We start from the raw sequence: 26,944 nt of genomic DNA, 5'->3' as shown, positions 1-26,944 counted from the left end.
GCCGGGTAAGGCTTTGCCGCCACCCGGCTTGTTTTTTAATGGAAAACACTATGACTCAAATCGACCGCCTGCTCGGCATCATGAAACGCCTGCGCGATCCGGAAAACGGCTGCCCGTGGGACAAAGAGCAGACTTTCTCCACCATCGCCCCGTACACGCTTGAAGAGACCTACGAGGTGCTGGACGCCATTTCTCGCGAGGATTTTGACGACCTGCGTGGTGAACTCGGCGACCTGCTGTTCCAGGTGGTGTTCTACGCCCAGATGGCGCAGGAAGAAGGGCGCTTTAACTTTGATGATATCTGCGCCGCTATCAGCGACAAGCTTGAGCGCCGTCACCCGCATATCTTTGGCGATGCCACCGCAGGCAACAGCGCGGAAGTACTGGCCCGCTGGGAGCAGATAAAAAGCGCCGAGCGTGCTGAAAAATCCCAGCATTCGGCGCTGGACGATATTCCTCTGAGTCTGCCTGCGCTGATGCGCGCGCATAAAATTCAAAAGCGTTGTTCCGCCGTCGGTTTTGACTGGGACTCTCTGGGACCGGTGCTGGATAAAGTGCATGAAGAGATCGATGAGGTTATGCACGAAGCGCAGCAGGCGGTGGTGGATGAAGCAAAGCTTGAGGAAGAGATGGGCGATCTGTTGTTTGCGACCGTCAACCTTTCGCGCCATTTAGGTGTAAAAGCGGAAACCGCATTGCAAAAAGCCAATCTGAAATTCGAACGTCGTTTTCGTGAAGTGGAGCGGATTGTCGCCTCGCGCGGCCTGGAAATGACCGGAATTGACCTCCAGGCGATGGAAGAAGTCTGGCAGGAAGTAAAACGCCAGGAATCTGATCTCTAACGGAATTTTGCGATCAAGCGCAATTTGTGTGATTTTTTAAATGACAAGCGCTTGATTTGCGTCAAAAACATTTACCCAAAAGGGGCTATTTTCTCACTCCTTATGTTTGTCATGGCCTGGAATGGAGACGGAGAATGAAAGTTTGTGGCGCTCGCCGTGTTCGGGTATACTACTTTCCCGTCCTGGTTATTCCATCGTTTCACCCTAACTTCTCAGGTTCAGCATGACAACGAACTATATTTTTGTGACCGGCGGGGTCGTATCCTCTCTGGGTAAAGGCATTGCCGCAGCCTCCCTCGCAGCCATTCTTGAAGCCCGTGGCCTCAATGTGACCATGATGAAACTGGATCCGTACATCAACGTCGATCCTGGCACCATGAGCCCAACCCAACACGGGGAAGTGTTCGTTACTGAAGACGGCGCTGAAACCGATCTGGATCTTGGCCACTACGAGCGTTTCATTCGTACCAAAATGACCCGTCGTAACAACTTTACGACTGGCCGCATCTACTCCGACGTTCTGCGTAAAGAGCGCCGCGGTGACTACCTGGGCGCGACCGTTCAGGTTATCCCACACATCACTAACGCCATCAAAGAGCGTGTCCTTGCCGGTGGCGAAGGGCATGACGTTGTGCTGGTTGAAATCGGCGGTACCGTAGGGGATATCGAATCCCTGCCGTTCCTCGAAGCGATTCGTCAGCTGGCGGTAGATATTGGTCGTGAGCATGCGCTGTTCATGCACCTGACGCTGGTGCCTTACATGGCGGCTGCAGGTGAAGTGAAAACCAAACCGACTCAGCACTCTGTTAAAGAGCTGCTCTCCATCGGTATTCAGCCTGACATCCTGGTTTGCCGTTCCGATCGCGCTATCCCGGCGAACGAACGTGCGAAAATTGCATTGTTCTGTAACGTGCCTGAAAAAGCCGTTATTTCAATGAAAGATGTCGATTCCATTTATAAAATCCCGGGCCTGTTGAAATCGCAGGGCCTGGACGATTATATTTGTAAACGATTCAGCTTGAACTGTCCGGAAGCTAACCTGTCTGAATGGGAACAGGTTATCTATGAAGAAGCCAATCCGGCGGGCGAAGTGACTATCGGTATGGTCGGCAAGTACATTGAACTGCCGGATGCCTATAAGTCAGTTATCGAAGCGCTGAAACACGGTGGTCTGAAGAACCGCGTCTCCGTGAACATCAAGCTGATTGATTCGCAGGATGTTGAAACGCGTGGCGTGGAAATTCTGAAAGATCTGGATGCGATTCTCATCCCTGGCGGCTTTGGCTACCGCGGTGTTGAAGGCAAGATCGCCACTGCACGCTACGCGCGTGAAAACAATATTCCTTACCTCGGCATCTGCCTGGGTATGCAGGTTGCGCTGATCGAATTTGCGCGCAACGTAGCGGGAATGGAAAACGCGAACTCTACGGAATTTGTGCCAGACTGTAAGTACCCTGTAGTGGCGCTGATTACGGAATGGCGCGACGAAGACGGTAACGTCGAAGTCCGTACCGAGAAGAGCGATCTGGGTGGCACAATGCGTCTTGGCGCACAGGCCTGCCAGCTGTCCGACGATAGCGTGGTTCGCAAGCTGTATGGCGAATCGGTCATCACCGAGCGCCATCGTCACCGCTATGAAGTCAACAACATGCTGTTGAAACAAATTGAAGCTGCGGGCCTGCGCGTTGCGGGCCGCTCCGGGGATGATCAGTTAGTCGAGATCATTGAAGTGCCAAACCATCCATGGTTTGTTGCCTGCCAGTTCCACCCGGAATTTACTTCAACGCCGCGTGACGGGCATCCGCTGTTTGCAGGCTTCGTGAAAGCCGCCAGCGAGTACCAGAAGCGTCAGGCGAAGTAAAAAAAGTTAGAACGGCAACGCGTACCTTTGGTACGCGTTGTTTGTCTGGAGTTTTAGTTTAACTTGTACTGAGGAAAATCTAATGTCCAAAATCGTTAAAGTCATCGGTCGTGAAATCATCGACTCCCGTGGTAACCCGACCGTTGAAGCTGAAGTTCATCTGGAAGGTGGTTTCGTCGGTATGGCAGCTGCTCCATCAGGTGCTTCTACGGGTTCCCGCGAAGCGCTGGAACTGCGCGATGGCGACAAATCCCGTTTCATGGGCAAAGGCGTACTGAAAGCGGTTGGCGCTGTAAACGGTCCTATTGCTCAGGCCATCATTGGCAAAGACGCTAAAGACCAGGCTGGCATCGACAAGATCATGATCGATCTGGACGGTACTGAAAACAAATCTAACTTCGGTGCGAACGCAATCCTGGCGGTTTCCCTGGCGAACGCCAAAGCAGCAGCGGCTGCTAAAGGTATGCCACTGTTCGAGCACATCGCTGAACTGAACGGCACCCCAGGCAAATACTCCATGCCTGTACCAATGATGAACATCATCAACGGTGGTGAGCACGCAGACAACAACGTTGATATTCAGGAATTCATGATTCAGCCAGTTGGCGCGAAATCCCTGAAAGAAGCGGTACGTATGGGTTCTGAAGTGTTCCACAACCTGGCTAAAGTTCTGAAAGCTAAAGGTATGAACACGGCTGTAGGTGACGAAGGTGGCTATGCGCCAAACCTGGGTTCTAACGCAGAAGCTCTGGCTGTTATCGCAGAAGCAGTAAAAGCTGCTGGCTACGAGCTGGGCAAAGACATCACCCTGGCGATGGACTGTGCAGCATCTGAATTCTACAAAGACGGTAAATACGTTCTGGCTGGCGAAGGCAACAAAGCGTTCACCTCCGAAGAGTTCACTCACTTCCTGGAAGACCTGACCAAACAGTACCCAATCGTCTCTATCGAAGACGGTCTGGACGAGTCTGACTGGGATGGTTTCGCATACCAGACCAAAGTACTGGGCGACAAAATCCAGCTGGTTGGTGACGATCTGTTCGTAACCAACACCAAGATCCTGAAAGAAGGCATCGAGAAAGGCATCGTTAACTCCATCCTGATCAAATTCAACCAGATCGGTTCTCTGACCGAAACCCTGGCTGCGATCAAAATGGCGAAAGACGCTGGCTACACCGCTGTCATCTCTCACCGTTCTGGTGAAACTGAAGATGCAACCATTGCTGACCTGGCAGTGGGTACCGCTGCAGGCCAGATCAAAACCGGTTCTATGAGCCGTTCTGACCGTGTTGCTAAATACAACCAGCTGATTCGTATCGAAGAAGCACTGGGCGAAAAAGCACCATACAACGGTCGTAAAGAGATCAAAGGCCAGGCATAATTGCTTAAGCCTTAAATGAAAATGCCAGTCGAAAGACTGGCATTTTTTTTGGCTATTTAAAATCGACCGCCATTTGCTCCGGGATGGTCAATCCCCGGGTGGTCTGGACGCAGCGGGCGATATAATCCGTAAAACGCGGGGGTTTCAGCATTCCCATGCTGAGCAGCTTATCGTTGCTGAAGCGCACGTTCAGCGTGGCAAAGGCGCCGTATAAGCGCATCGCTCTCAGCATCAGGCGTTCGTTGCATGGACCAAAAATCGTTTTCAGCTCGCGGCGCATTCTGACCAGCGTTTCGTAGCTGACCTGCGCATATTTATCACCGACGGGCGCTTTCTCCAGCGCCTGCGCCATAGCCTGATCGATGTCTGCAAAGCGAACGCTGTTTTCTTCCCCGGCAGAAATATGCACCACCTCACCCGGACGCGCGTTGCTGCCGAGCAGCATTAACAGCGCGTCGGCGCAATAATCCACCGGCACTACGTCGATCCGGTCTTCCATTGAACACATAAACTTTTGCAGCATCAGGCCCATACTGAAGACCCAGAAGATGCTGCTCGACGGCGTGCAGCCGTGACGGGTATGGCCGACGACGATGGAGGGGCGGGCGATAAGCAGCGGCAGGTCCGGGCACTCCTGACGCATCAGCTTTTCAATGGTTGACTTCGAATAAGTGTATTCCACCAGATGTTCAGCATTTTCTCTGAATTCAGCACTTTCCGCGACCAGTGAATCCTGCTCCGGGGTGCATGACATTGCTGTGCCTACGTGCAGGAAACGCTGCAGTCCAGTGACCTGTTCCATGCGGCGTGCCAGCGCAAGGGTACCGTCGACGTTTACCTTCCAGATAAGCGGGTTGTTTCCAAATGAGGCGACAGCCGCGCAGTTAACCACATGCGTGACCTGGTTCAGTCGCGGATCGTTCAGAAAGGCCTCCGGCTGGCTGAGGTCGCCAATGAGAATATTCTCCACGCTCAGGGAAGCCAGCTTCTCCTCAGAAACGTTGAACTTACGCATGTTCTCCTGCACGCGCTCCAGCCCGCTTTGCGGATCGCCGGCGCGGGCAAGCAAAAGGAGTTTCACGGATTGATCGCTCGTCAGGATTTTTTCAAGTACTGCACCGCCCAGGAAACCGGTCACGCCTGTAATCAATAACATCTTCATTAATACCGTCTCATTATGATTGATGAGGCGGATTGTAGGCGCGCAAAAGTAAACGGCATTTAAATAATAAATCGCCGAAACAGGCAGCATCTTAAGCTTATTTTAAGGAAAGGAAATCAGGTGGAGATATTGGACATTGCGGAAAGGTGAAAAATTCAATTTATAAATAATTATATTTCAACTTTATGATTTGTATGTATTTTTATGATTCAGGGTTAGGGTGGTTACAGCATAGAAAATGTAATAAATAAAATATTTTGTTACACCAAACATTTATCTGGAAAATAAATTAAATTTTGCTTAAGGGAAATTGAGTAACGTAAAAAGCAGGCTAGTTTATGTAGCCTGCGTAATATTTTCAGAGCAGCAAAGGAAGCGTAGCGCTGGCTGTTTGCTGGCTAACATCCGCGTAATGGTTGTCCAGCGTAATAAGAGTGGTGGTCAGCAATTCGACCAGCAGCATGACACCCACCTTTGCATTGAGCGCGCCAGCGCTAAGCGGGCCTTCTGGCTTGGCGGCTACCAGTTGCATATCACTCAGGGAAGCCAGCGGGCTACGTGGCGTGTTGCTGAGCGCCAGAACCTTTACGCCGCGCTTGCGGGCCAGTTTCACCACATGAAGTAAATCCCGCGTAGAACCGGAACTGGAGATAGCCACGACCAGCGTTTCAGCCGAGAGCGTTGCCGCATTCATGGCCGCGCGGTGCATGTCGCTAAATAACTGTGCGGGTTTACCCAGCCTTAATAACTTGTAATGCAGATACTCACCGAGGATTGCGCTGGCCGCGACGCCATAGATCTGCACGGAGTGCGCCTGGTGCATTGCCAGTGCGGCTTTTTCAAGCAGCGCCCGGTCCAGGAGCCTGGCGGTATCCTGCAGAGCCAGGATTGACTCATCCACCACGTTATCAATTTCATCCCCGGCCTCTCGCGCGGGCTGACCCTGCTGAATATCCAGCGCCAGCGCCATTTTGAATTCGTTATAGCCCTTGCAGCCCAGCGTCCGGCAAAGACGCGTCACGCTGGCCTCGCTGGTGTGACTCTCGCGCGCCAGTTCCGTGATCGTCAGGTAGAGCACTCGGGCGGGATCGCTGAGGACAAACTCGCCGAGTTTTTGTTGTGTTGGGCTGTACCCGGAAGCCTCCTGGCGGAGCTTCAGCAGCAGATTTTCATGGTCCGACATGCCAGGTCCTTAATGCGTTTCTCTGTGACTAGTGTGACGGAAAGCGGGGGAAAGATGCCAGTCATTTTGAAAAAGTATGATCGGTCTCCTGGTTTTTGATGATAATTTTCACTATTAAATATTTATATGGTAAAAATTTTCATCAATAAATAAGGGGATGAAAAAATGATGCAAATGTTCAGTGGAGCCTCTTCGGGGGGATGGTTTGAAAAAGCGCAGCGCTTCGGCAAATCGTTTATGTTGCCCATCGCCGTGTTGCCTGCGGCGGGTCTGCTGCTTGGGATAGGCGGCGCGTTGTCGAATCCCAATACGCTGACGGCCTATCCGTTTTTAGATGTGGGCTGGCTGCAGGCGGTTTTCACCATCATGAGCAGTGCAGGTTCCATCGTATTTGCGAACCTTTCGGTGCTGTTTGCGGTTGGGGTGGCCGTTGGGCTGGCAAAAAGTGATAAAGGCACGGCAGGGCTGGCGGCGTTACTGGCGTTTCTGGTGATGAACGCCACCATCAACGCGCTGCTGATCCTCACCGGCAAACTGGCGCAGGAAAACCCGGGGGCCGTGGGGCAGGGGATGACGCTGGGGATTCAGACGCTGGAAACGGGTGTATTTGGCGGCGTAGTGATTGGTCTCGTGACCTGCGCGTTGCATCACCGGTTTAATAAAATTGCCCTTCCGCAGTTCCTGGGCTTCTTTGGCGGCTCGCGCTTTGTCCCGATTATCAGCTCGCTGGCGGCGATACTCGTCGGCGCGCTGATGACCGTGGTCTGGCCGCATTTCCAGAAACTGATCTTTGGTCTGGGCGGGCTGGTAGACGCCACAGGTTATTTGGGCACCCTGCTGTACGGCTTCATTTTACGCATGCTGGGCCCGTTCGGGTTGCACCACATCTTCTATCTTCCGTTCTGGACCACGGCCCTTGGCGGCAGCGAGATCGTCAATGGTCATCTGGTGGAGGGTACGCAGCGTATCTTCTTTGCCCAGCTGGCTGACCCGACGACGCGTCAGTTTTATGAAGGCACGTCGCGCTTCATGTCCGGGCGCTTTATTACGATGATGTTTGGCCTGCTCGGCGCGTGTCTGGCGATGTACCACACGGCAAAACCCGAGAACAAAAAGCGCGTTGCCGGGCTGCTGCTCTCTGCGGCGTTAACCTCTTTCCTGACGGGCATTACCGAGCCCATCGAGTTCTCCTTCCTGTTTATTGCGCCGGTGCTTTACGTCATCCATGCGCTGTTTGACGGGCTGGCGTTCATGCTCGCACACATGCTGCATATCACCATCGGGCAAACCTTCTCCGGCGGTTTTATCGACTTCGTGCTGTTCGGTATTTTGCAGGGGGAGGCCAAAACCAACTGGATGTTCGTTCCGCTGGTCGGCGTGCCGTGGTTCTTCCTTTACTACTTCACCTTCCGCTACCTGATTAACCGTTTTGATTTCGCCACGCCGGGCCGTGAAAAGACGGCGATGGTTGATGAAGTGAGTCTGCCGCAAAGCGAGCGTGCTGCGGCGGTGATCGCCGGATTAGGTGGAAAAGACAATCTGGACGAGGTGGACTGCTGCGCCACGCGCCTTCGCGTCACGGTCAAAGACGGCAGCAAGGTGGATGACGCGGCGCTGAAAGCGACCGGCGCGCGCGGCGTTATCGTGCGCGGTAACGGGGTTCAGGTCATTTATGGCCCGCACGTCACCATTATCAAAAACGAAGTGGAAGAGATTTTATCGTAATGAAAACTGTACTGGATAACCTGAAGGGAAAACTGGTCGTCTCCTGTCAGGCGCTGGAGAATGAACCGCTGCATAGCCCGTTTATTATGTCGCGGATGGCGCTGGCGGCGGCGCAGGGCGGGGCCGCTGCCATTCGTGCCAACAGCGTGGTGGATATCGAGGCCATTAAGCAGCAGGTCTCTTTGCCTGTCATCGGCATCATCAAACGGGATTACCCGGAAAGCGAAGTGTTTATCACCGCCACGATGAAAGAGGTGGATGAGCTCATGGCCGTCGCTCCGGAAATCATAGCCCTTGATGCCACGGCCAGGGAGCGTCCCGGTGGGGAATCCCTGGAAACGCTGGTCATGCGCATCCGCTCGCGCTACCCCTCGGTACTGCTGATGGCGGATATTTCCACCGTGGACGAAGCCGTGACGGCGCAGGCGCTGGGCTTTGACTGCGTCGGCACGACGCTTTACGGCTATACGGCGGAAACGGCGGGCCATTTGCTTCCGGAGAACGACTGCGCGTTCCTGAAGGCCGTGCTGGCGGCCGTGACGGTTCCCGTGGTTGCCGAAGGGAACGTGGATACGCCTGAACGCGCGGCCCGGTGCCTGGCGCTGGGGGCGCACACGGTCGTCGTCGGCGGCGCGATCACCCGTCCACAGCAAATTACCGAACGGTTTATGGCGGCGATTAGCGCGCAAAGCACCGATGGAGCATGACCATCCGGCGGGGATCTGCGATACTTATCGTTTATCCCCTTAACTGAGATGACTATGCAGTACCCGATTAACGAGATGTTCCAGACCCTGCAAGGCGAGGGTTACTTTACCGGTGTTCCCGCTATCTTTATTCGTTTACAGGGATGCCCGGTTGGCTGTGCCTGGTGTGATACCAAACATACGTGGGATAAGCTCGCAGATCGGGAAGTGTCGCTGTTTAGCATTCTGGCGAAAACCAAAGAGAGCGATAAGTGGGGCGCGGGCAGTTCAGAAGATCTGCTGGCGATTATTGGTCGTCAGGGCTGGACGGCGCGCCATGTGGTGATCACCGGCGGTGAACCCTGTATCCACGATCTGACTCCGTTGACCGAGCTGCTCGAAAAGAACGGCTACAGCTGCCAGATTGAAACCAGCGGCACCCACGAAGTGCGCTGCTCTCACTCTACCTGGGTGACGGTTTCGCCAAAAGTGAATATGCGCGGCGGGTATGACGTGCTCTCTCAGGCGCTGGAACGCGCGGATGAGATTAAGCACCCGGTAGGGCGCGTGCGCGATATCGAAGCGCTGGACGAACTGCTGGCGACGCTGACGGATGAAAAGCAGCGGGTGATTGCCCTGCAGCCTATCAGCCAGAAAGAAGATGCGACGCGTCTGTGTATTGAAACCTGCATCGCGCGTAACTGGCGCCTGTCGATGCAGACGCACAAGTACCTGAATATAGCCTAAAAAAAGCCCGGTTTTGCCGGGCTATTTTTTTACTCTCCGCGATACACGCAGCCTGCCGTGCAGGTCTCTTTGATCATCACCGCGCTCAGCAGCGGTACCAGCGGCTTCATCTGATCCCAAATCCATTTTGCCAGCACTTCGCTGGTCGGGTTTTCAAGGCCCGGGATCTCATTCAGATAGTAGTGATCCAGACGGTCGTAGGTCGGTTTAAACGCGGCCTTCAGTTCGGCAAAATCCATGATCCAACCGGTATGCGGATCAACTTCACCGGTGATCTCAAGACGCACCATAAACGAATGCCCGTGCAGACGGCCACATTTATGCCCTTCAGGAACATGCGGAAGGTGGTGGGCGGCTTCGAAGGTGAAATCTTTAAACAGTGTGGTGGACATGATCGCTCTCAGTAATGCGGAAAAAACCGCCGCATAGTACCGGAAAGCACAATTTTTAGCATTAACTAAAACGGCTCTGAAGGCGCAGCCATGGCGGTAAGGTGCTTTTTTGGTTTTTTGCTATTTATTTTCAATGAGTTAGTTAACCTGTTTTATCGCTAAGAACGATAACTAAAACAGGTTAGTCCATTTGGTTATTTATTATTTCCATCCCTTCTTTAATTGTTATTATCCTCGCCGTTAACCTTATCTTCAGTTTGGGTTTATTCGCTTAAAGTCCGCTTGGCTACTGGAACATAACGACGCATGACAACACAGGCCCCACCATCAAATTTGCTTCCCCTGAACCCGGAGCAACTGGCGCGCCTTCAGGCTGCCACCTCTGATTTTTCGCCCACTCAGCTTGCCTGGGTCTCCGGTTATTTCTGGGGAATGCTCAATCAGCAGCCTGGCGCTGTCGCGGGCGCACCGGCAACGGCTGTGGAAATTCCCGCTATTACGCTGATTTCCGCCTCGCAGACGGGCAACGCCCGCCGCGTGGCCGAAGCGTTGCGTGACGACCTGCTGGCCGCCAAACTGAACGTGAACCTGGTCAACGCCGGCGATTATAAATTTAAGCAAATCGCGTCAGAAAAGCTGCTGGTGGTGGTCGCCTCTACCCAGGGCGAAGGTGAACCCGCTGAAGAAGCGGTAGCACTGCATAAGTTTCTGTTCTCGAAAAAAGCCCCAAAACTGGATGGCACGGCGTTTGCCGTGTTTGGTCTGGGCGATACCTCCTATGAATTCTTCTGTCAGTCCGGTAAAGACTTCGACAGTAAGCTGGCGGAGCTCGGCGCAGAGCGCCTGCTGGACCGCGTCGACGCGGATGTGGAATACCAGACTGCCGCCGCCGAATGGCGCGCGCGCATTGTTGAGGTGCTGAAAGCGCGCGTGCCGAAAGAGACGCCGGCGCAGGCCGCATTGACCTCAGCGGGCGTCGTCAACGATATCCATACCAGCCCTTACACGAAAGAAGCACCGCTGGCGGCAAGCCTGTCGGTGAACCAGAAAATCACTGGCCGCGACTCGGAAAAAGACGTGCGTCATATCGAAATCGATCTCGGTGACTCTGGCCTGCGTTATCAGCCTGGCGATGCGCTGGGCGTCTGGTATCAGAACGATCCGGCGCTAGTGAAAGAGCTGGTTGAGCTGCTGTGGCTGAAAGGTGATGAGCCTGTCACCGTTGACGGCAAAACCCAGTCGCTTTCTGATGCGCTGCAGTGGCATTTCGAACTGACGGTCAACACTCCGAACATCGTCGAAAATTACGCCACCTTAACACGCAGTGAATCGCTGCTGCCGCTGGTGGGCGACAAAGCGAAACTGCAGCATTACGCCGCGACGACGCCGATTGTCGATATGGTGCGTTTCTCTCCGGCGCAGCTGGATGCCGATGCAGTGGTCGGGCTGCTGCGTCCATTGACCCCGCGCCTCTACTCCATCGCCTCTTCTCAGGCAGAGGTGGAGAGCGAAGTGCATATCACCGTGGGCGTGGTGCGTTATGACATCGAAGGCCGCGCCCGTGCGGGTGGGGCATCAAGTTTCCTGGCGGACCGCGTGGAAGAAGAGGGCGAAGTGCGCGTCTTTATCGAGCACAACGACAACTTCCGTCTGCCGGCAAACCCGGAAACCCCGGTGATCATGATTGGTCCAGGCACCGGTATTGCGCCGTTCCGCGCCTTTATGCAGCAACGTGCGGCGGACGACGCGCCAGGCAAAAACTGGCTGTTCTTCGGTAACCCGCACTTTACCGAAGATTTCCTCTACCAGGTTGAGTGGCAGCGTTACGTCAAAGAGGGCGTGCTGACCCGTATCGATCTGGCCTGGTCCCGCGACCAGAAAGAAAAAGTCTACGTACAAGACAAACTGCGCGAACAGGGCGCAGAGCTGTGGCGCTGGATCAATGACGGTGCCCACATTTATGTCTGCGGCGACGCCAATCGCATGGCGAAAGACGTTGAGCAGGCACTGCTGGAAGTGATTGCCGAATTCGGCGGTATGGATGCCGAAACGGCGGATGAATTTTTAAGTGAGCTGCGCGTTGAGCGCCGTTATCAGCGAGATGTCTACTAATGAGCGAAAAACATCCAGGGCCACTGGTGGTCGAAGGTAAACTGACAGACGCCGAGCGCATGAAGCTGGAAAGCAACTACCTGCGCGGCACCATTGCTGAAGATTTGAATGACGGTCTCACCGGCGGTTTTAAAGGTGACAACTTCCTGCTGATCCGTTTCCACGGTATGTACCAGCAGGACGACCGCGATATTCGCGCTGAGCGTGCCGAACAGAAGCTGGAGCCGCGTCATGCGATGCTGCTGCGCTGCCGTCTGCCGGGTGGGGTCATCACCACCAAACAGTGGCAGGCGATTGATAAATTCGCTGGCGAAAACACGATCTACGGCAGCATCCGCCTGACCAACCGTCAGACCTTCCAGTTCCACGGTATTCTGAAGAAGAACGTGAAGCCGGTGCACCAGATGCTGCACTCCGTTGGGCTGGACGCACTGGCCACCGCCAACGACATGAACCGTAACGTGCTTTGCACGTCGAACCCGTACGAGTCTGAGCTGCATGCCGAAGCGTATGAGTGGGCGAAGAAGATCTCTGAGCATCTGCTGCCGCGCACCCGCGCCTATGCAGAGATTTGGCTCGATCAGGAGAAAGTCGCGACCACCGATGAAGAACCGATTCTCGGCCAGACCTATCTGCCGCGTAAGTTCAAAACCACGGTCGTGATCCCGCCGCAGAACGATATTGACCTGCACGCCAACGACATGAACTTTGTGGCGATTGCCGAAAACGGCAAGCTGGTCGGCTTTAACCTGCTGGTGGGCGGGGGCCTGTCCATTGAGCACGGTAACAAGAAAACCTACGCCCGCACCGCGAGCGAGTTCGGCTTCCTGCCGCTGGAGCACACGCTGGCGGTGGCGGAAGCCGTGGTCACGACCCAGCGCGACTGGGGTAACCGTACCGACCGTAAAAACGCGAAAACCAAATATACCCTCGAGCGCGTGGGAGTGGAGACGTTCAAAGCGGAAGTGGAGCGTCGCGCGGGGATCAAATTTGAGCCAGTCCGTCCTTACGAATTCACCGGTCGCGGCGATCGTATTGGCTGGGTGAAAGGTATCGACAATAAATGGCATCTGACGCTGTTTATCGAAAATGGTCGAATTCTGGATTATCCGGGCCGTCCGCTGAAAACCGGTCTGCTGGAAATTGCGAAGATCCACAAAGGCGAGTTCCGCATTACCGCTAACCAGAACCTGATCATTGCCGGCGTGCCGGAGAGCCAGAAGGCGAAGATCGAGACGCTGGCGCGCGATCATGGGTTGATGGATGCGGTCAAACCGCAGCGTGAAAACTCCATGGCCTGCGTGTCGTTCCCGACCTGTCCGCTGGCGATGGCCGAAGCGGAACGTTTCCTGCCGTCATTTACTGACAAAGTGGAAGCGATTCTGGAAAAACACGGCATTCCGGACGAGCATATTGTTATGCGAGTGACCGGCTGCCCGAACGGCTGCGGTCGCGCGATGCTGGCCGAGCTGGGGCTGGTGGGGAAAGCGCCGGGTCGCTATAACCTGCATCTGGGCGGTAACCGTATCGGCACACGTATTCCACGTATGTTCCGCGAGAACATCACCGAGCCGGAAATCCTTGATTCCATCGACGAGCTTGTCGGGCGCTGGGCGAAAGAGCGCGAAGCGGGTGAAGGCTTCGGCGACTTTACGGTGCGTGCGGGCATCATTCGCCCGGTGCTCGATCCCGCAAGGGATTTCTGGGAGTAACCACGAGAGGTAATTATGTCCGTACTCGATCTAAACGCCCTTAACGAACTGCCAAAAGTCGAACGCATTCTGGCACTGGCAGAAACCAACGCCCAACTGGAAAAGCTCGACGCCGAAGGGCGCGTGGCCTGGGCGCTGGAAAACCTGCCGGGAGACTATGTGCTTTCGTCGAGTTTTGGTATTCAGGCGGCGGTGAGTTTGCATCTGGTGAATCAGATCCGTCCGGACATTCCGGTGATCCTCACCGACACCGGCTACCTGTTCCCGGAAACCTACCAGTTTATTGACGAGCTGACGGACAAGCTCAGGCTGAACCTGAAAGTCTACCGCGCGACGGAAAGCGCGGCCTGGCAGGAAGCGCGCTACGGCAAGCTGTGGGAGCAGGGCGTTGAAGGCATTGAGAAATACAATGAGATCAACAAAGTCGAGCCGATGAACCGGGCACTGAAAGAGCTTAACGCGCAGACGTGGTTTGCAGGGTTGCGCCGTGAGCAATCCGGCAGCCGTGCCACGCTGCCGGTGCTGGCAGTCCAGCGCGGAGTCTTTAAGGTGCTGCCGATTATCGACTGGGATAACCGGACGGTGTACCAGTACCTGCAAAAACACGGGCTGAAGTACCATCCGCTGTGGGACCAGGGCTACCTGTCAGTTGGAGACACCCACACCACGCGCAAATGGGAACCGGGAATGGCGGAAGAAGAGACGCGATTCTTTGGGCTGAAGCGCGAGTGCGGGTTGCACGAAGGGTAATTCCTTAACCGCCCTCTCCCTGTGGGAGAGGGTTGGGGTGAGGGCATCAGGCCGCGCTATACTTAAAAACCTCAGCCTTTCCCCGCCTTCGCCAGCTCCTTCACCAGCGGCAGCATCACTTTCACCACGTCCCGGCTGCGGTGTTCAATGCGCTGCGGCAGGGCGCTATCAATATGCTGCTGATTATCCAGCATCACGTTATGCCAGCTTGTCCCGTCCGGGAAGGCTTTCGATTTTCCCCGTTGCTGGTAGCCATCTTTTTTCCCCAGCGCCCAGTTGGTTGCTTCCACGTACAGGACCGGAATGCCCGCTTTATCGAACACTTCGCCGTCGTTGCAGCAGCCCGTTCCTCGCGGATAATTTGGATTGCCGCCCGGGTTGCTGGCGGCATACACCCCATGGCTGCGGGCAATGGCGAGCGCCCGGTCACGCGTCAGTTTACGCACGCTACCCGGCGTACTCTGTCCGCTGTTGAAATACAGTTTATCGCCGACAATCAGGTTATCGAGGTTAATTACCAGCAGCGTATTTTTCTTCTCTTCAGCGCTCATGCGTTTAAGGAGATTCTCAGCGCCGAGCTTACCCTCCTCTTCACCGCTGGTGGCAACGAAACGAATGCCATATTGCGTCGGAATGTTCTTCATTCGCTCGGCCAGTTCGAGCATCACGCCAAGACCCGCTGCGTTATCGTCCATGCCCTGCAGCGTCAGCCCGCCGAGGTTGTTATCGGTGTCGGCATCGCTGAGCGGTGCGTAAGTATCGAGATGCGCCATGATAATAATCTGTTCCGCCGCGCGACCTTCGTGAGCCGCAATAACCGTACTGCCGGTCACGTTGTGCCAGTTTTGTGTTTTATTGCGCGAGGTATAGATATAGCGGCTGTGAAACGACCGGATATCGCTCTGGTAACCCATATCAGCAAATTGCTGGCGAATATAGTCAGCAGAGAGCATTTCCGCAGGTGAACCGGTCATGCGGCCAGGGAAAACGGTGGCAATATGCCGCGCCTGCTGAGTGGCGATTTCACCATAGGGTTGATTTTTTGCCTGAGCCGGAAGAATAAAGCAAACGCCTAGCGCCAGGGCAGCAACACAGTGGCGCGTTGCGGAAAACATAGTGAGTCCTTAAAAACAGAGCAAAATTTTAACTGGCCTAGTATGAAACTGTGATCGCCCATACACAATTTGAATTGCTCTTAAATGCCCGAAAATTCGCGTGTTAAGCACTTTTTGATATTAACTTTTTCACATCGTTATTCCATTGAGTAACTACTCATTCCAATTCGTAATTTCATTCGGTCTAAGCCGCCCCCTATAGTCCCTCTATTCCTCGTTGTTAGTGAGTTGTTGCCTGTGGACTATCTGCCCTTATTTGCCGCGATTAAAGAGAAACCGGTGCTGGTTGTTGGCACGGGTGAAATTGCCGATCGCAAAATCGCGTTTTTGCAACGTGCGGGGGCGCAGGTGCGGGTAGTGGCAGAAGCGGATTTTGACGAATCACAAATCGACAGCGTAGTGCTGGTAATAGCGGCGACCGAAGATCGCGACCTGAACCGTCGTGTTTCCGACGCCGCTCAGGCCCGTTACCGTCTGGTGAACGTGGTGGACGACCAGCCGTTATGCTCGTTTATCTTCCCGTCGATCGTTGACCGTTCGCCGCTTCTGGTGGCGATCTCCTCCGGCGGTACCGCTCCGGTGCTGGCGCGCGTGCTGCGGGAAAAAATCGAAGCACTGCTGCCGACAAGCCTCGGGCGCATGGCGGAGACAGCCAGCTACTGGCGTAACCATCTGAAGACCCGGCTGACCAGCGTGGCGGAACGTCGTCGCTTCTGGGAGCGGGTGTTTCGCGGCCGCTTTGCCAGCCTGATGCAGGCCGGCAATGAGACGGCGGCGCAGAAAATTCTCGAAGACGAACTGGACAACCCTGGCAGTACGAACGGGGAGATCATTCTGGTGGGCGCAGGGCCGGGCGATGCCGGGCTTCTGACGCTGCGTGGCCTTCAGGTGCTGCAGGACGCGGACGTGGTGTTCTACGACCATCTGGTCACCAACGGCGTGCGCGAGCTGATCCGTCGCGACGCGGAGCAAATTTGCGTCGGCAAACGGGCAGGCGAGCACTCTGTGCCGCAGCACGACACCAATCAGATGCTGATTGCTGCCGCTAAAGCGGGCAAAACTGTGGTACGTCTGAAAGGGGGCGATCCGTTTATCTTCGGACGCGGCGGAGAAGAGTTGCAGGCGGCAGCCGAAGCGGGCGTGCCGTTCCAGGTGGTGCCTGGCATTACGGCGGCATCAGCAGTAACGGCCTATGCCGGTATTCCGCTGACCCATCGCGATTATGCGCAGAGCGTCACGTTTGTGACCGGGCACTACAAGGCCGACAGCACGCCGTTTGACTGGTCGCATCTCGCCCAGAGCCGGCAAACGCTGGCGATATACATGGGCACGATGAAAGCCGCAGACATCAGCGAACAGCTGATTCAGCACGGTCGCGAGGCAGCGACGCCCGTTGCCGTGATTTCTCGCGGCACCCGCGTCGATCAGCATGTTGCTATCGGCACATTACTCGAACTTGCAGACCTGGCGAAAGATGCCCCGATGCCCGCCCTGATCGTGGTGGGGGAAGTGGTACAGCTGCACAGTACGCTCGCCTGGTTTCAACATACTACAGACTCAGAGGGGTTTGGTTCCTCTGTGGTGAATCTGGCTTAAGGAACGGTTATGGACCAAAAACGACTTACTCACCTGCGGCAGCTCGAAGCGGAAAGTATCCATATTATCCGCGAAGTGGCAGCCGAATTTTCTAACCCGGTGATGATGTACTCCATCGGTAAAGATTCCAGCGTCATGCTGCATCTGGCGCGTAAAGCGTTTTATCCGGGTACGCTGCCGTTCCCGCTGCTGCACGTCGATACCGGCTGGAAATTCCGCGAAATGTACGAATTCCGCGACCGTACCGCAAAAGCTTACGGCTGCGAGCTGCTGGTGCATAAAAACCCGGAAGGGGTGGCGATGGGCATTAACCCCTTCGTGCACGGCAGCGCCAAACACACGGATATCATGAAAACCGAAGGGCTGAAGCAGGCGCTGAACAAATACGGCTTTGATGCCGCCTTCGGCGGCGCGCGCCGTGACGAAGAGAAGTCTCGTGCTAAAGAGCGTATCTACTCTTTCCGCGATCGTTTCCACCGCTGGGATCCGAAAAACCAGCGCCCAGAGCTGTGGCACAACTACAACGGCCAGATCAACAAAGGCGAAAGCATCCGCGTTTTCCCGCTCTCCAACTGGACCGAGCTGGATATCTGGCAGTACATCTATCTGGAAAATATCGAGATCGTTCCGCTGTATCTGGCGGCTGAGCGTCCGGTGCTCGAGCGCGACGGCATGCTGATGATGATCGACGACGATCGCATCGACCTGCAGCCGGGCGAAGTCATCAAAAAACAGATGGTGCGTTTCCGTACCCTCGGCTGCTGGCCGCTGACCGGCGCGGTGGAATCCAACGCGCAGACGCTGCCGGAGATCATTGAAGAGATGCTGGTGTCGACCACCAGTGAGCGACAGGGGCGCGTGATTGACCGCGACCAGGCAGGCTCCATGGAGCTGAAGAAACGTCAGGGTTATTTCTAAGGAGCCGCCATGAACACCACTATTGCTCAACAAATTGCCAACGAAGGCGGCGTGGAAGCGTATCTGCACGCGCAACAACACAAAAGTCTGCTGCGTTTTCTGACCTGCGGCAGCGTGGATGACGGGAAAAGTACCCTGATTGGTCGCCTGTTGCACGATACACGCCAGATTTACGAAGATCAGCTCTCTTCTCTGCACAACGACAGCAAACGTCATGGTACCCAGGGTGAAAAACTCGACCTGGCGCTGCTGGTGGATGGTTTGCAGGCGGAGCGCGAGCAGGGCATCACCATTGACGTGGCCTATCGCTATTTCTCAACGGAGAAGCGCAAATTTATTATCGCCGACACCCCGGGGCACGAGCAGTATACCCGTAATATGGCGACCGGCGCGTCGACCTGCGACCTGGCGATCCTGCTGATCGACGCCCGTAAAGGCGTGCTGGATCAAACCCGTCGTCACAGCTTTATCTCCACGCTGCTGGGGATCAAACACCTGGTCGTGGCGGTCAACAAGATGGATCTGGTGAACTTCAGCGAAGAGAAATTTGAGGAGATCCGCCAGAGTTACCTTACCTTTGCCGAACAGCTGCCGGGTAATCTGGATATCCGCTTCGTGCCGCTTTCCGCGCTGGAAGGCGATAACGTCGCCTCCCAGAGTGCGAATATGCCGTGGTACAGCGGCCCGACGCTGCTGGAAGTGCTGGAGACCGTTGAAATTCAGCGCGTGGTTGATACCCAGCCGATGCGCTTCCCGGTGCAGTACGTTAACCGTCCAAATCTCGATTTCCGCGGCTTCTCCGGCACGATTGCCTCCGGCTCCGTGAAGGTGGGACAGCGTGTCAAAGTGCTGCCCTCCGGCGTAGAATCGGCAATCGCGCGCATCGTGACGTTCGACGGCGACCTCCAGGAAGCCGGGGCAGGGGAGGCGGTCACCCTGGTGCTGAAAGACGAGATTGATATCAGCCGGGGCGATCTGCTGGTCGACGCGCAGGAAACGCTGGCAGCAGTGCAGGGCGCGTCTGTGGATGTTGTCTGGATGGCGGAACAGCCGCTGACCGCAGGCCAGAGCTACGACATCAAAATAGCGGGCAAGAAAACTCGCGCCCGCGTGGACGGCATTCAGTTCCAGGTGGACATCAACAATCTCACCCAGCGTGACGTGAGCGAGCTGCCGCTGAACGGTATTGGCCTGGTGGATCTGACTTTCGATGAGCCGCTGGTGCTGGATCCGTATCAGCAGAACCCGGTAACGGGCGGCCTGATCTTTATCGACCGTCTGACTAACGTCACCGTCGGTGCGGGGATGGTTCGTGAGCCAAACGAGCAGGCGACCGTCGCCTCTGAATTCAGCGCCTTCGAACTGGAGCTGAACGCGCTGGTGCGTAAGCACTTCCCGCACTGGGGCGCCCGCGATCTGCTGGGAGGCAAATAATGGCCGCACATGATGAGAACGTCGTCTGGCATCCTCATCCGGTCACCGTCGCGCAGCGTGAGCAACTCCACGGACATCGTGGGGTTGTGCTGTGGTTTACCGGGCTGTCTGGCTCCGGTAAATCCACGGTAGCGGGCGCGCTGGAAGAGGCGCTGCATCAGAGGGGCGTGAGCACCTACCTGCTGGACGGGGATAATGTCCGTCATGGTCTGTGCAGCGATTTAGGCTTCAGCGACGACGACCGCAAAGAGAATATTCGCCGGGTGGGAGAAGTCGCCAGCCTGATGGCGGATGCCGGGCTGGTGGTGTTAACGGCGTTTATCTCGCCGCATCGTGCTGAGCGCCAGATGGTGCGTGAGCGCGTGGGGCAGGATCGCTTTATCGAAGTGTTTGTCGATACGCCGCTGGCAGTCTGCGAAGCTCGCGACCCGAAAGGGCTGTACAAAAAAGCGCGTGCCGGCGAACTGCGCAACTTCACCGGAATTGACGCGGTTTACGAAGCGCCTGAATCGCCTGAGATTCACCTGGAAGGTCAACAATTGGTAACAAATTTAGTAAGCCAATTATTAGACCTGCTCAGACGGGACGATATTATCAGATCCTGAGGCGGTATCGTTCGGGAGCTGTCTTTCCGAACGATGAGTCACGGTCACAGGATTAGCTATGCGCAACAGTGAAAACTACATTATCACCACCGGGTCGGAGCCGCTCGCGACCGACGACGAAACGACCTGGTCATTTCCCGGGGCCATTATTGGCTTCGTCTCCTGGTTGCTGGCGCTTGGCATCCCGTTTCTTATGTATGGCGGCAATACGCTGTTCTTCTTCCTCTACACCTGGCCTTTCTTCCTGGCGCTGATGCCCGTCGCGGTTGTCGTCGGCATTGCGTTGCACTCCCTGTTCAATGGCAGGCTCCTGTATAGTGCCGTGTTCACTATCGCCGCCGTAGTCATCATATTTGGGCTGCTATTTTTATGGCTGATGGGTTAACTTGCGGCATAATTAAAACCCCAGAGTAGAGTCCAGCGGAAAGTTATGGGATGATGAAGCCGTTTTTTCAGGGGGCAGGATGGGTAAACTAACGCTGCTGTTGCTGGCTTTGCTGATTTGGCTGCAATACTCGTTGTGGTTCGGTAAGAACGGACTGCACGACTACAGCCGGGTGAGCGATGACGTCGCGGCTCAGCAGGCAACAAACGCCAAACTTAAGGCGCGTAACGATCAACTCTTTGCTGAAATTGATGACCTCAATGGCGGGCAGGAGGCGATTGAGGAACGCGCACGCAATGAACTCAGTATGACTAAGCCGGGCGAAACCTTTTATCGTCTGGTTCCGGATGCGTCTAAACGCAATCAGGGCTCAGCACAAAATAATCGATAATCAGGCCCAGGATTACGACATGGCAGCAACTTTTTCGGACGTCTGTGCCGTGGTGCCGGCCGCAGGTTTTGGCCGGCGCATGCAAACAGAGTGTCCCAAGCAGTACCTTTCAATTGGTGATAAAACGATCCTCGAGCACGCCGTGGCGGCGCTGCTGGCGCACCCTCGGGTGACGCGAGCGATCATTGTCATCAGCCCCGGCGATGCGCGTTTTGCGCAGCTACCGCTGGCAAACCATCCACAGATTACCGTTGTTGACGGCGGCGCCGAGCGCGCCGATTCCGTGCTGGCGGGCATTCAGGCTGCCGGAGACGCGCCGTGGGTGCTGGTGCACGACGCCGCACGTCCGTGTCTGCATCAGGACGATCTGGCGCGCCTGCTGGCGCTGAGTGAAACCAGTAAAGTGGGGGGCATCCTGGCCGCTCCGGTGCGTGACACCATGAAGCGCGCCGAGCCTGGCAAGCAGGCTATCGCCCACACCGTTGAGCGCGTCGATCTCTGGCACGCGCTGACGCCACAATTTTTCCCCCGCGAATTACTCCACGACTGCTTAACGCGTGCGCTTAAAGAAGGGGCGACCATCACGGATGAAGCCTCCGCGCTGGAGTATTGCGGTTTTCACCCCGAACTGGTTGAAGGACGCGCTGATAATATAAAAGTGACGCGCCCGGAAGATTTACAGCTCGCGGAATTTTATCTTACCCGTTCGACCCATCAGGAGAAGGCATAATGCGAATTGGACACGGTTTTGATGTACACGCCTTTGGCGGAGAAGGCCCAATTATCATTGGCGGCGTACGTATTCCTTACGAAAAAGGTCTGCTGGCGCATTCTGATGGCGACGTGGCGTTGCATGCGCTGACCGACGCCCTGCTGGGTGCCGCTGCGCTGGGGGATATCGGCAAGCTGTTCCCGGACACCGATCCGGCGTTTAAGGGGGCAGACAGCCGCGAACTGCTGCGCGAAGCCTGGCGCCGCATTCAGGCCAAAGGCTATACGCTGGGCAACGTCGACGTGACGATCATCGCTCAGGCGCCGAAAATGCTGCCGCATATACCGCAGATGCGCGTGTTTATTGCTGAGGATCTGGGCTGTCACATGGACGACGTGAACGTCAAAGCCACCACCACCGAGAAGCTGGGCTTTACCGGTCGCGGCGAGGGCATTGCCTGTGAAGCGGTGGCGCTGCTGGTGAAGGCCGCCAAATGACGGACTTCGATAACCTGACTTATCTGCACGGTAAACCGCTGGGTTCTGGCATGCTGAAGGCCAGTCCTGAAGATTTCGTGGTGGTTGAGGATTTGGGGTTTGAGCCGGACGGTGAAGGCGAACATATCCTGGTACGAATTCTTAAAAACGGCTGCAATACCCGGTTTGTGGCCGATGCGCTGGCAAAATTCCTCAAAATTCATGCCCGCGAGGTGAGCTTCGCCGGACAGAAAGATAAACACGCCGTCACCGAACAGTGGCTGTGCGCGCGCGTTCCCGGCAATACGATGCCTGATTTAAGCCAGTTTGAGCTGGAAGGCTGTAAAGTGCTGGAATACGCCCGTCACAAGCGCAAACTGCGCCTGGGGGCGTTGAAAGGCAATGCGTTTACGCTGGTATTGCGTGAAGTGTCCGACCGTTCAGACGTTGAAAAACGCCTCAACGCCATCAATGAACGCGGCGTACCGAACTACTTTGGCGCCCAGCGCTTTGGCATTGGCGGCAGTAACCTGCAGGGCGCGCTGCGCTGGGCACAAAGCGATGCGCCGGTGCGCGACAGGAATAAGCGCAGTTTTTGGTTGTCGGCGGCCCGCAGTGCGTTGTTTAATCAGATTGTGAGCGAAAGGCTGAAAAAACCGGACGCGAATCAAGTTGTTGTTGGCGATGCGCTACAATTAGCGGGACGCGGAAGCTGGTTTGTGGCAACGGCCGACGAAATGGCCGATGTGCAGTCGCGCGTGGACGCGAAATCGCTGATGATTACCGCCGCGTTACCCGGCTCCGGTGAGTGGGGGACGCAAGGCGACGCGCTGAGCGCTGAGCAGACGGCTGTCGCCGATGCGCAGGCATTACAATCTTTGCTGGTGCGGGAAAAAGTCGAAGCAGCACGCCGCGCGATGCTGCTCTACCCGCAGCAGCTAAGCTGGAACTGGTGGGATGACGTCACCGTCGAGTTACGCTTCTGGCTGCCGGCCGGTAGCTTTGCCACCAGCGTTGTCAGGGAACTTATCAACACCTCGGGTGATTATGCGAATATTGCTGAGTAACGATGACGGGATCCACGCGCCAGGCATTCAGACCCTGGCGAAGCACCTCCGTGAATTTGCGGATGTGCAGGTTGTGGCGCCCGATCGTAACCGCAGTGGAGCGTCTAACTCACTGACCCTGGAGTCGTCGCTTCGCACCTTTACCTTTGAAAATGGCGATATTGCCGTACAGATGGGCACACCGACCGACTGCGTCTTTCTGGGCGTGAATGCCCTGATGCGACCGCGTCCGGATATTGTTGTCTCCGGTATTAATGCCGGGCCGAACCTCGGCGACGACGTGATTTACTCCGGTACCGTGGCGGCCGCAATGGAAGGTCGTCATCTGGGGTTCCCGGCGCTGGCGGTTTCGTTAAACGGTCACACGCACTACGACACCGCCGCCGCGGTGACCTGCTCGATCCTGCGGGCGCTCGGCCGCGAGCCGCTGCGTACCGGGCGTATTCTGAACATCAACGTGCCGGATCTCCCGCTGGATGAAATTAAAGGCATTCGCGTCACACGGTGCGGCAGCCGTCATCCGGCCGATCAGGTGATCCCGCAGCAGGATCCTCGCGGCAACACGCTTTACTGGATCGGCCCTCCTGGCGATAAGTGCGATGCGGGTCCGGATACCGACTTTGCCGCCGTGGATGAAGGCTATGTTTCCGTTACGCCACTGCACGTAGATTTAACGGCGTATAGTGCGCAAGATGTGGTGTCGGGCTGGCTGGATCGCGCAGGAGTGAACGCGCAATGGTAAGCAAACGTGTACAAACTCTTCTGGAACAACTTCGCGCACAGGGGATCCGCGACGAGCATGTGCTTGAAGCGCTTGCCCAGGTTCCGCGTGAGAAATTTGTAGACGAGGCGTTTGAACACAAAGCGTGGGAAAACGTGGCGCTGCCTATTGGGCAAGGCCAGACGATTTCGCAGCCTTACATGGTGGCGCGCATGACGGAGCTGCTTGAGCTCACGCCCAATTCGCGCGTGCTGGAGATTGGCACCGGCTCGGGTTATCAGACCGCGATCCTGGCGCATCTGGTGCACCATGTCTGCTCCGTTGAGCGGATTAAAGGTTTACAGTGGCAGGCGCGTCGTCGCCTGAAACAACTTGATTTACATAATGTTTCGACACGACACGGTGATGGATGGCAGGGTTGGCAGGCTCGCGCCCCGTTCGACGCCATCATCGTGACGGCAGCCCCGCCTGAAATTCCTGCAGCCCTGTTGTCGCAGCTGGATGAGGGGGGCATTCTTGTTCTGCCCGTCGGCGATGAGCAGCAGCTCCTGAAGCGCGTTCGTCGACGTGGCGGCGAGTTTATTATCGACACCGTGGAAGCCGTGCGCTTTGTGCCTCTGGTAAAGGGGGAGTTGGCCTGAGACTCGGATTTATCCAGGGTTATTAAGGCAAATTCAGCGTATGGTGTGGCGCGAAAGATTCGTGCCATCACGGTAAATTTTAAGTCACTGGTAGTTAACACATTCCTGGGGGATAAATGAGCGCGGGAAGCCCTAAATTCACCATCAGCCGTGTTGCGGCATTATCACTGGTTTCGCTCTGGCTGGCTGGCTGTACAAGTTCTAACAATGCGCCTGCGCCCGTCAGTTCCGTCGGCGGAAACAGCGGCTCGGGTAACACGTCCAGCGGAATGTTGATCACGCCTCCGCCTAAAATGGGAACTGCCACGGCGCAACAAAATCCGTCAATCCAGCCAGTTCAGCGCCCAATGACGCAGCCAACACAGATTCAGCCAGTTGAACAGCCTGTTCAGACCCAAAATGGCCGCATAGTGTATAACCGTCAGTATGGGAACATTCCGAAAGGCAGCTATACCGGCGGCAGCACCTATACCGTGAAACGCGGCGATACGCTGTTCTATATTGCCTGGATCACCGGGAACGATTTCCGTGACCTCGCACAGCGTAACAACGTCCAGGCCCCGTATGGTCTGGAGGTTGGGCAAACGCTCCAGGTGGGCAACGCAACGGGTACGCCACTGACGCCTGGCAACACGGTTTCAGCGGCCGATGTGACCGCACAAAATAACAGCGTTAAGCCTGCACAAAAATCCACCACGGTGGTTGCTTCACAACCTGTAATTACGTATTCTGAGGATTCAGGTGATCAGACTGCTAACAAAATGTTGCCGAATAATAAAGGGACTGCGACTACTGTCACAGCACCGGTTACGGCACCTGTGGTTAGCTCTACTGAACCGACTGCAAGCAGTCAGAATGCCAGTTCGTCAATCACTACCTGGCGCTGGCCAACTGACGGCAAGATTATCGAAAACTTCGCCACTTCTGAGGGTGGTAACAAAGGGATCGATATCGCAGGCAGTAAAGGACAGGCTATCATCGCGACCGCAGACGGACGCGTTGTGTATGCCGGTAATGCTCTGCGCGGTTACGGTAATCTTATCATCATCAAACACAATGATGATTACCTGAGTGCCTACGCCCATAACGACACAATGCTGGTCCGGGAACAACAAGAAGTTAAGGCGGGGCAAAAAATCGCTACCATGGGTAGCACCGGAACCAGTTCTACACGCTTGCATTTTGAAATTCGTTACAAGGGGAAATCCGTAAACCCGCTGCAGTATTTGCCGCAGCGATAATTTGACGGGGCATGCCAGCCAGGGTGTCTCGTTCAGGGATCACGGGTAGGAGCCACCTTATGAGTCAGAATACGCTGAAAGTTCATGATTTAAATGAAGATGCGGAATTTGATGAGAACGGAGTAGAGGCTTTTGACGAAAAAGCCTTAGTAGAAGAGGAACCCAGTGATAACGATTTGGCTGAAGAAGAGCTGTTATCGCAGGGCGCCACACAGCGTGTACTGGACGCGACTCAGCTTTACCTTGGGGAGATTGGTTACTCCCCACTGCTAACGGCCGAAGAAGAAGTCTATTTCGCACGTCGTGCTTTGCGTGGTGATGTTGCCTCGCGTCGTCGTATGATCGAAAGTAACCTGCGACTGGTCGTGAAAATTGCCCGCCGTTACGGCAATCGTGGTCTGGCTCTGCTGGATCTGATTGAAGAGGGCAACTTAGGTCTCATCCGCGCAGTTGAGAAGTTTGACCCGGAACGCGGGTTCCGTTTCTCAACCTACGCGACCTGGTGGATTCGTCAGACCATCGAACGGGCTATTATGAACCAGACCCGTACGATCCGCCTGCCGATCCACATCGTCAAAGAGTTGAACGTGTATCTGCGTACCGCGCGCGAGTTGTCCCATAAACTGGACCACGAGCCAAGCGCAGAAGAAATTGCCGAACAACTCGATAAACCGGTTGATGACGTAAGCCGTATGCTGCGTCTCAACGAGCGCATTACCTCCGTTGACACCCCGTTGGGTGGCGACTCCGAAAAAGCGCTGCTGGACATCCTGGCCGATGAAAAAGATAACGGTCCGGAAGACACCACGCAGGACGATGACATGAAACAGAGCATCGTCAAATGGCTGTTCGAACTGAACGCCAAACAGCGTGAAGTGCTGGCACGTCGTTTCGGTTTACTGGGGTATGAAGCTGCGACACTGGAAGATGTTGGCCGCGAAATTGGTCTGACTCGTGAACGTGTTCGTCAGATTCAGGTTGAAGGTCTGCGCCGCCTGCGTGAAATCCTGCAGGGGCAAGGTCTGAATATCGAAGCGCTGTTCCGCGAATAAGCAACCTTTCGTCAAAAAAGGCCCGTCGTGAGACGGG

26 protein-coding genes are annotated in these 26,944 nt (G+C 55.6%); 22 read left to right on the top strand and 4 right to left on the bottom strand.

The window, feature by feature from the left end; translation table 11 throughout:
• Positions 1–50 precede the first annotated feature (50 nt).
• The 3 genes from mazG to eno all read left to right on the top strand — a co-directional run bounded on the left by mazG (position 51) and on the right by eno (position 4,084).
• Positions 51–842 carry a nucleoside triphosphate pyrophosphohydrolase gene (gene mazG, locus ABFI50_RS04615; RefSeq protein WP_014885047.1) on the top strand — a complete coding sequence of 264 codons (792 nt, stop codon included), beginning with the start codon at positions 51–53 and terminating at the stop codon, positions 840–842.
• A gap of 223 nt (positions 843–1,065) precedes the next feature.
• Entirely contained in the window at positions 1,066–2,703 is a 1,638-nt protein-coding gene (gene pyrG, locus ABFI50_RS04610; protein ID WP_014885046.1) for a CTP synthase (glutamine hydrolyzing), read from the top strand.
• Positions 2,704–2,785: 82 nt separating this feature from the next.
• Entirely contained in the window at positions 2,786–4,084 is a 1,299-nt protein-coding gene (gene eno, locus ABFI50_RS04605; protein WP_014885045.1) for a phosphopyruvate hydratase, read from the top strand.
• A 52-nt stretch (positions 4,085–4,136) separates the two neighbouring features.
• On the opposite strand, the gene ABFI50_RS04600 is transcribed toward eno, so the two are convergent.
• Both ABFI50_RS04600 and ABFI50_RS04595 read right to left on the bottom strand, forming a co-directional pair.
• A complete protein-coding gene (locus ABFI50_RS04600; RefSeq protein ID WP_347485472.1) occupies positions 4,137–5,246 on the bottom strand; it encodes an SDR family oxidoreductase in 1,110 nt (369 codons plus the stop codon).
• 358 nt (positions 5,247–5,604) lie between these two features.
• Positions 5,605–6,429 (bottom strand): MurR/RpiR family transcriptional regulator, encoded by an 825-nt coding sequence (locus ABFI50_RS04595; RefSeq protein WP_248217129.1) that lies wholly within the window; start codon positions 6,427–6,429, stop codon positions 5,605–5,607.
• 165 nt (positions 6,430–6,594) lie between these two features.
• On the opposite strand from ABFI50_RS04595, the gene ABFI50_RS04590 reads away from it, so the two are divergent.
• From ABFI50_RS04590 to queE, 3 genes are read left to right on the top strand one after another with little or no spacing between them, the layout of a single operon-like run.
• Positions 6,595–8,154: a maltose/glucose-specific PTS transporter subunit IIC gene (locus ABFI50_RS04590; protein WP_014885042.1), complete on the top strand. Its 1,560-nt coding sequence runs from the start codon at positions 6,595–6,597 to the stop codon at positions 8,152–8,154.
• The gene (locus ABFI50_RS04585) at positions 8,154–8,861 is read left to right on the top strand and encodes an N-acetylmannosamine-6-phosphate 2-epimerase (RefSeq protein ID WP_014885041.1); all 708 of its coding nucleotides are present in this window, start codon (positions 8,154–8,156) and stop codon (positions 8,859–8,861) included. Before ABFI50_RS04590 ends, ABFI50_RS04585 begins: the two co-directional genes overlap by 1 nt.
• A gap of 54 nt (positions 8,862–8,915) precedes the next feature.
• Positions 8,916–9,587 (top strand): 7-carboxy-7-deazaguanine synthase QueE, encoded by a 672-nt coding sequence (gene queE / locus ABFI50_RS04580; RefSeq protein WP_014885040.1) that lies wholly within the window; start codon positions 8,916–8,918, stop codon positions 9,585–9,587.
• A gap of 29 nt (positions 9,588–9,616) precedes the next feature.
• Here queE and queD read toward each other — a convergent pair whose 3' ends face one another.
• Positions 9,617–9,979, bottom strand: a complete 363-nt coding sequence (gene queD / locus ABFI50_RS04575) for a 6-carboxytetrahydropterin synthase QueD (protein ID WP_014885039.1) — start codon at positions 9,977–9,979, stop codon at positions 9,617–9,619.
• Between the two features lie 306 nt (positions 9,980–10,285).
• Between queD and cysJ the strand changes: the two genes are divergently transcribed.
• The 3 genes from cysJ to cysH are packed head-to-tail and all read left to right on the top strand — an operon-like array spanning position 10,286 to position 14,553.
• Positions 10,286–12,091 carry an NADPH-dependent assimilatory sulfite reductase flavoprotein subunit gene (gene cysJ / locus ABFI50_RS04570; protein ID WP_023331194.1) on the top strand — a complete coding sequence of 602 codons (1,806 nt, stop codon included), beginning with the start codon at positions 10,286–10,288 and terminating at the stop codon, positions 12,089–12,091.
• The gene (cysI, locus tag ABFI50_RS04565) at positions 12,091–13,803 is read left to right on the top strand and encodes an assimilatory sulfite reductase (NADPH) hemoprotein subunit (protein ID WP_014885037.1); all 1,713 of its coding nucleotides are present in this window, start codon (positions 12,091–12,093) and stop codon (positions 13,801–13,803) included. Before cysJ ends, cysI begins: the two co-directional genes overlap by 1 nt.
• A gap of 15 nt (positions 13,804–13,818) precedes the next feature.
• Positions 13,819–14,553 (top strand): phosphoadenosine phosphosulfate reductase, encoded by a 735-nt coding sequence (cysH, locus tag ABFI50_RS04560; protein WP_014885036.1) that lies wholly within the window; start codon positions 13,819–13,821, stop codon positions 14,551–14,553.
• Positions 14,554–14,624: 71 nt separating this feature from the next.
• Here the strand turns inward: cysH and ABFI50_RS04555 are convergent, their stop codons facing one another.
• A complete protein-coding gene (locus tag ABFI50_RS04555) occupies positions 14,625–15,668 on the bottom strand; it encodes an aminopeptidase (RefSeq protein WP_014885035.1) in 1,044 nt (347 codons plus the stop codon).
• A 246-nt stretch (positions 15,669–15,914) separates the two neighbouring features.
• Between ABFI50_RS04555 and cysG the strand changes: the two genes are divergently transcribed.
• The 13 genes from cysG (at position 15,915) to rpoS (ending at position 26,907) form a co-directional block, all read left to right on the top strand.
• On the top strand, positions 15,915–17,264 hold the full coding sequence (cysG, locus tag ABFI50_RS04550; RefSeq protein WP_347486080.1) for a siroheme synthase CysG: 1,350 nt from the start codon (positions 15,915–15,917) through the stop codon (positions 17,262–17,264).
• Between the two features lie 9 nt (positions 17,265–17,273).
• Positions 17,274–18,182 (top strand): sulfate adenylyltransferase subunit CysD, encoded by a 909-nt coding sequence (cysD, locus tag ABFI50_RS04545; protein WP_008499613.1) that lies wholly within the window; start codon positions 17,274–17,276, stop codon positions 18,180–18,182.
• 9 nt (positions 18,183–18,191) lie between these two features.
• Positions 18,192–19,616, top strand: a complete 1,425-nt coding sequence (gene cysN, locus ABFI50_RS04540) for a sulfate adenylyltransferase subunit CysN (RefSeq protein WP_014885033.1) — start codon at positions 18,192–18,194, stop codon at positions 19,614–19,616.
• Positions 19,616–20,221, top strand: a complete 606-nt coding sequence (cysC, locus tag ABFI50_RS04535; protein WP_014885032.1) for an adenylyl-sulfate kinase — start codon at positions 19,616–19,618, stop codon at positions 20,219–20,221. The genes cysN and cysC overlap by 1 nt, the downstream gene beginning before the upstream one ends.
• 58 nt (positions 20,222–20,279) lie before the next feature.
• Positions 20,280–20,606, top strand: coding sequence for a DUF3561 family protein (locus ABFI50_RS04530; RefSeq protein ID WP_014885031.1), 327 nt, complete (start codon positions 20,280–20,282; stop codon positions 20,604–20,606).
• Between the two features lie 79 nt (positions 20,607–20,685).
• Positions 20,686–20,997, top strand: coding sequence for a cell division protein FtsB (gene ftsB / locus ABFI50_RS04525; RefSeq protein ID WP_008499609.1), 312 nt, complete (start codon positions 20,686–20,688; stop codon positions 20,995–20,997).
• 19 nt (positions 20,998–21,016) lie between these two features.
• Positions 21,017–21,727 (top strand): 2-C-methyl-D-erythritol 4-phosphate cytidylyltransferase, encoded by a 711-nt coding sequence (ispD, locus tag ABFI50_RS04520; protein WP_023338756.1) that lies wholly within the window; start codon positions 21,017–21,019, stop codon positions 21,725–21,727.
• Positions 21,727–22,206, top strand: coding sequence for a 2-C-methyl-D-erythritol 2,4-cyclodiphosphate synthase (gene ispF / locus ABFI50_RS04515; protein ID WP_006811766.1), 480 nt, complete (start codon positions 21,727–21,729; stop codon positions 22,204–22,206). The genes ispD and ispF overlap by 1 nt, the downstream gene beginning before the upstream one ends.
• The gene (gene truD / locus ABFI50_RS04510; protein WP_023338755.1) at positions 22,203–23,252 is read left to right on the top strand and encodes a tRNA pseudouridine(13) synthase TruD; all 1,050 of its coding nucleotides are present in this window, start codon (positions 22,203–22,205) and stop codon (positions 23,250–23,252) included. The genes ispF and truD overlap by 4 nt, the downstream gene beginning before the upstream one ends.
• Positions 23,233–23,994 (top strand): 5'/3'-nucleotidase SurE, encoded by a 762-nt coding sequence (surE, locus tag ABFI50_RS04505; protein ID WP_014885028.1) that lies wholly within the window; start codon positions 23,233–23,235, stop codon positions 23,992–23,994. The genes truD and surE overlap by 20 nt, the downstream gene beginning before the upstream one ends.
• Positions 23,988–24,614: a protein-L-isoaspartate(D-aspartate) O-methyltransferase gene (locus ABFI50_RS04500; RefSeq protein ID WP_014885027.1), complete on the top strand. Its 627-nt coding sequence runs from the start codon at positions 23,988–23,990 to the stop codon at positions 24,612–24,614. Before surE ends, ABFI50_RS04500 begins: the two co-directional genes overlap by 7 nt.
• Before the next feature lie 116 nt (positions 24,615–24,730).
• A complete protein-coding gene (gene nlpD, locus ABFI50_RS04495) occupies positions 24,731–25,855 on the top strand; it encodes a murein hydrolase activator NlpD (protein WP_023338754.1) in 1,125 nt (374 codons plus the stop codon).
• 59 nt (positions 25,856–25,914) lie between these two features.
• Entirely contained in the window at positions 25,915–26,907 is a 993-nt protein-coding gene (gene rpoS, locus ABFI50_RS04490) for an RNA polymerase sigma factor RpoS (protein ID WP_008499600.1), read from the top strand.
• Positions 26,908–26,944 lie beyond the last annotated feature (37 nt).

Origin of the sequence: Enterobacter sp. HNDS-6 (assembly GCF_039850505.1) — a bacterium.
GTDB classification, from domain to species: domain Bacteria; phylum Pseudomonadota; class Gammaproteobacteria; order Enterobacterales; family Enterobacteriaceae; genus Enterobacter; species Enterobacter kobei.
Note: the sequence above shows the minus strand (reverse complement) of the source record. Positions and strands in the feature narration are given on the sequence as shown.

Coding starts and splice junctions, on each gene's coding strand:
- mazG (WP_014885047.1), top strand. CDS start 51: ATGACTCAAATCGACCGCCTGCTCGGCATCATGAAACGCCTGCGCGAT.
- pyrG (WP_014885046.1), top strand. CDS start 1,066: ATGACAACGAACTATATTTTTGTGACCGGCGGGGTCGTATCCTCTCTG.
- eno (WP_014885045.1), top strand. CDS start 2,786: ATGTCCAAAATCGTTAAAGTCATCGGTCGTGAAATCATCGACTCCCGT.
- ABFI50_RS04600 (WP_347485472.1), bottom strand. CDS start 5,246: ATGAAGATGTTATTGATTACAGGCGTGACCGGTTTCCTGGGCGGTGCA.
- ABFI50_RS04595 (WP_248217129.1), bottom strand. CDS start 6,429: ATGTCGGACCATGAAAATCTGCTGCTGAAGCTCCGCCAGGAGGCTTCC.
- ABFI50_RS04590 (WP_014885042.1), top strand. CDS start 6,595: ATGATGCAAATGTTCAGTGGAGCCTCTTCGGGGGGATGGTTTGAAAAA.
- ABFI50_RS04585 (WP_014885041.1), top strand. CDS start 8,154: ATGAAAACTGTACTGGATAACCTGAAGGGAAAACTGGTCGTCTCCTGT.
- queE (WP_014885040.1), top strand. CDS start 8,916: ATGCAGTACCCGATTAACGAGATGTTCCAGACCCTGCAAGGCGAGGGT.
- queD (WP_014885039.1), bottom strand. CDS start 9,979: ATGTCCACCACACTGTTTAAAGATTTCACCTTCGAAGCCGCCCACCAC.
- cysJ (WP_023331194.1), top strand. CDS start 10,286: ATGACAACACAGGCCCCACCATCAAATTTGCTTCCCCTGAACCCGGAG.
- cysI (WP_014885037.1), top strand. CDS start 12,091: ATGAGCGAAAAACATCCAGGGCCACTGGTGGTCGAAGGTAAACTGACA.
- cysH (WP_014885036.1), top strand. CDS start 13,819: ATGTCCGTACTCGATCTAAACGCCCTTAACGAACTGCCAAAAGTCGAA.
- ABFI50_RS04555 (WP_014885035.1), bottom strand. CDS start 15,668: ATGTTTTCCGCAACGCGCCACTGTGTTGCTGCCCTGGCGCTAGGCGTT.
- cysD (WP_008499613.1), top strand. CDS start 17,274: ATGGACCAAAAACGACTTACTCACCTGCGGCAGCTCGAAGCGGAAAGT.
- cysN (WP_014885033.1), top strand. CDS start 18,192: ATGAACACCACTATTGCTCAACAAATTGCCAACGAAGGCGGCGTGGAA.
- cysC (WP_014885032.1), top strand. CDS start 19,616: ATGGCCGCACATGATGAGAACGTCGTCTGGCATCCTCATCCGGTCACC.
- ABFI50_RS04530 (WP_014885031.1), top strand. CDS start 20,280: ATGCGCAACAGTGAAAACTACATTATCACCACCGGGTCGGAGCCGCTC.
- ftsB (WP_008499609.1), top strand. CDS start 20,686: ATGGGTAAACTAACGCTGCTGTTGCTGGCTTTGCTGATTTGGCTGCAA.
- ispD (WP_023338756.1), top strand. CDS start 21,017: ATGGCAGCAACTTTTTCGGACGTCTGTGCCGTGGTGCCGGCCGCAGGT.
- ispF (WP_006811766.1), top strand. CDS start 21,727: ATGCGAATTGGACACGGTTTTGATGTACACGCCTTTGGCGGAGAAGGC.
- truD (WP_023338755.1), top strand. CDS start 22,203: ATGACGGACTTCGATAACCTGACTTATCTGCACGGTAAACCGCTGGGT.
- surE (WP_014885028.1), top strand. CDS start 23,233: ATGCGAATATTGCTGAGTAACGATGACGGGATCCACGCGCCAGGCATT.
- ABFI50_RS04500 (WP_014885027.1), top strand. CDS start 23,988: ATGGTAAGCAAACGTGTACAAACTCTTCTGGAACAACTTCGCGCACAG.
- nlpD (WP_023338754.1), top strand. CDS start 24,731: ATGAGCGCGGGAAGCCCTAAATTCACCATCAGCCGTGTTGCGGCATTA.
- rpoS (WP_008499600.1), top strand. CDS start 25,915: ATGAGTCAGAATACGCTGAAAGTTCATGATTTAAATGAAGATGCGGAA.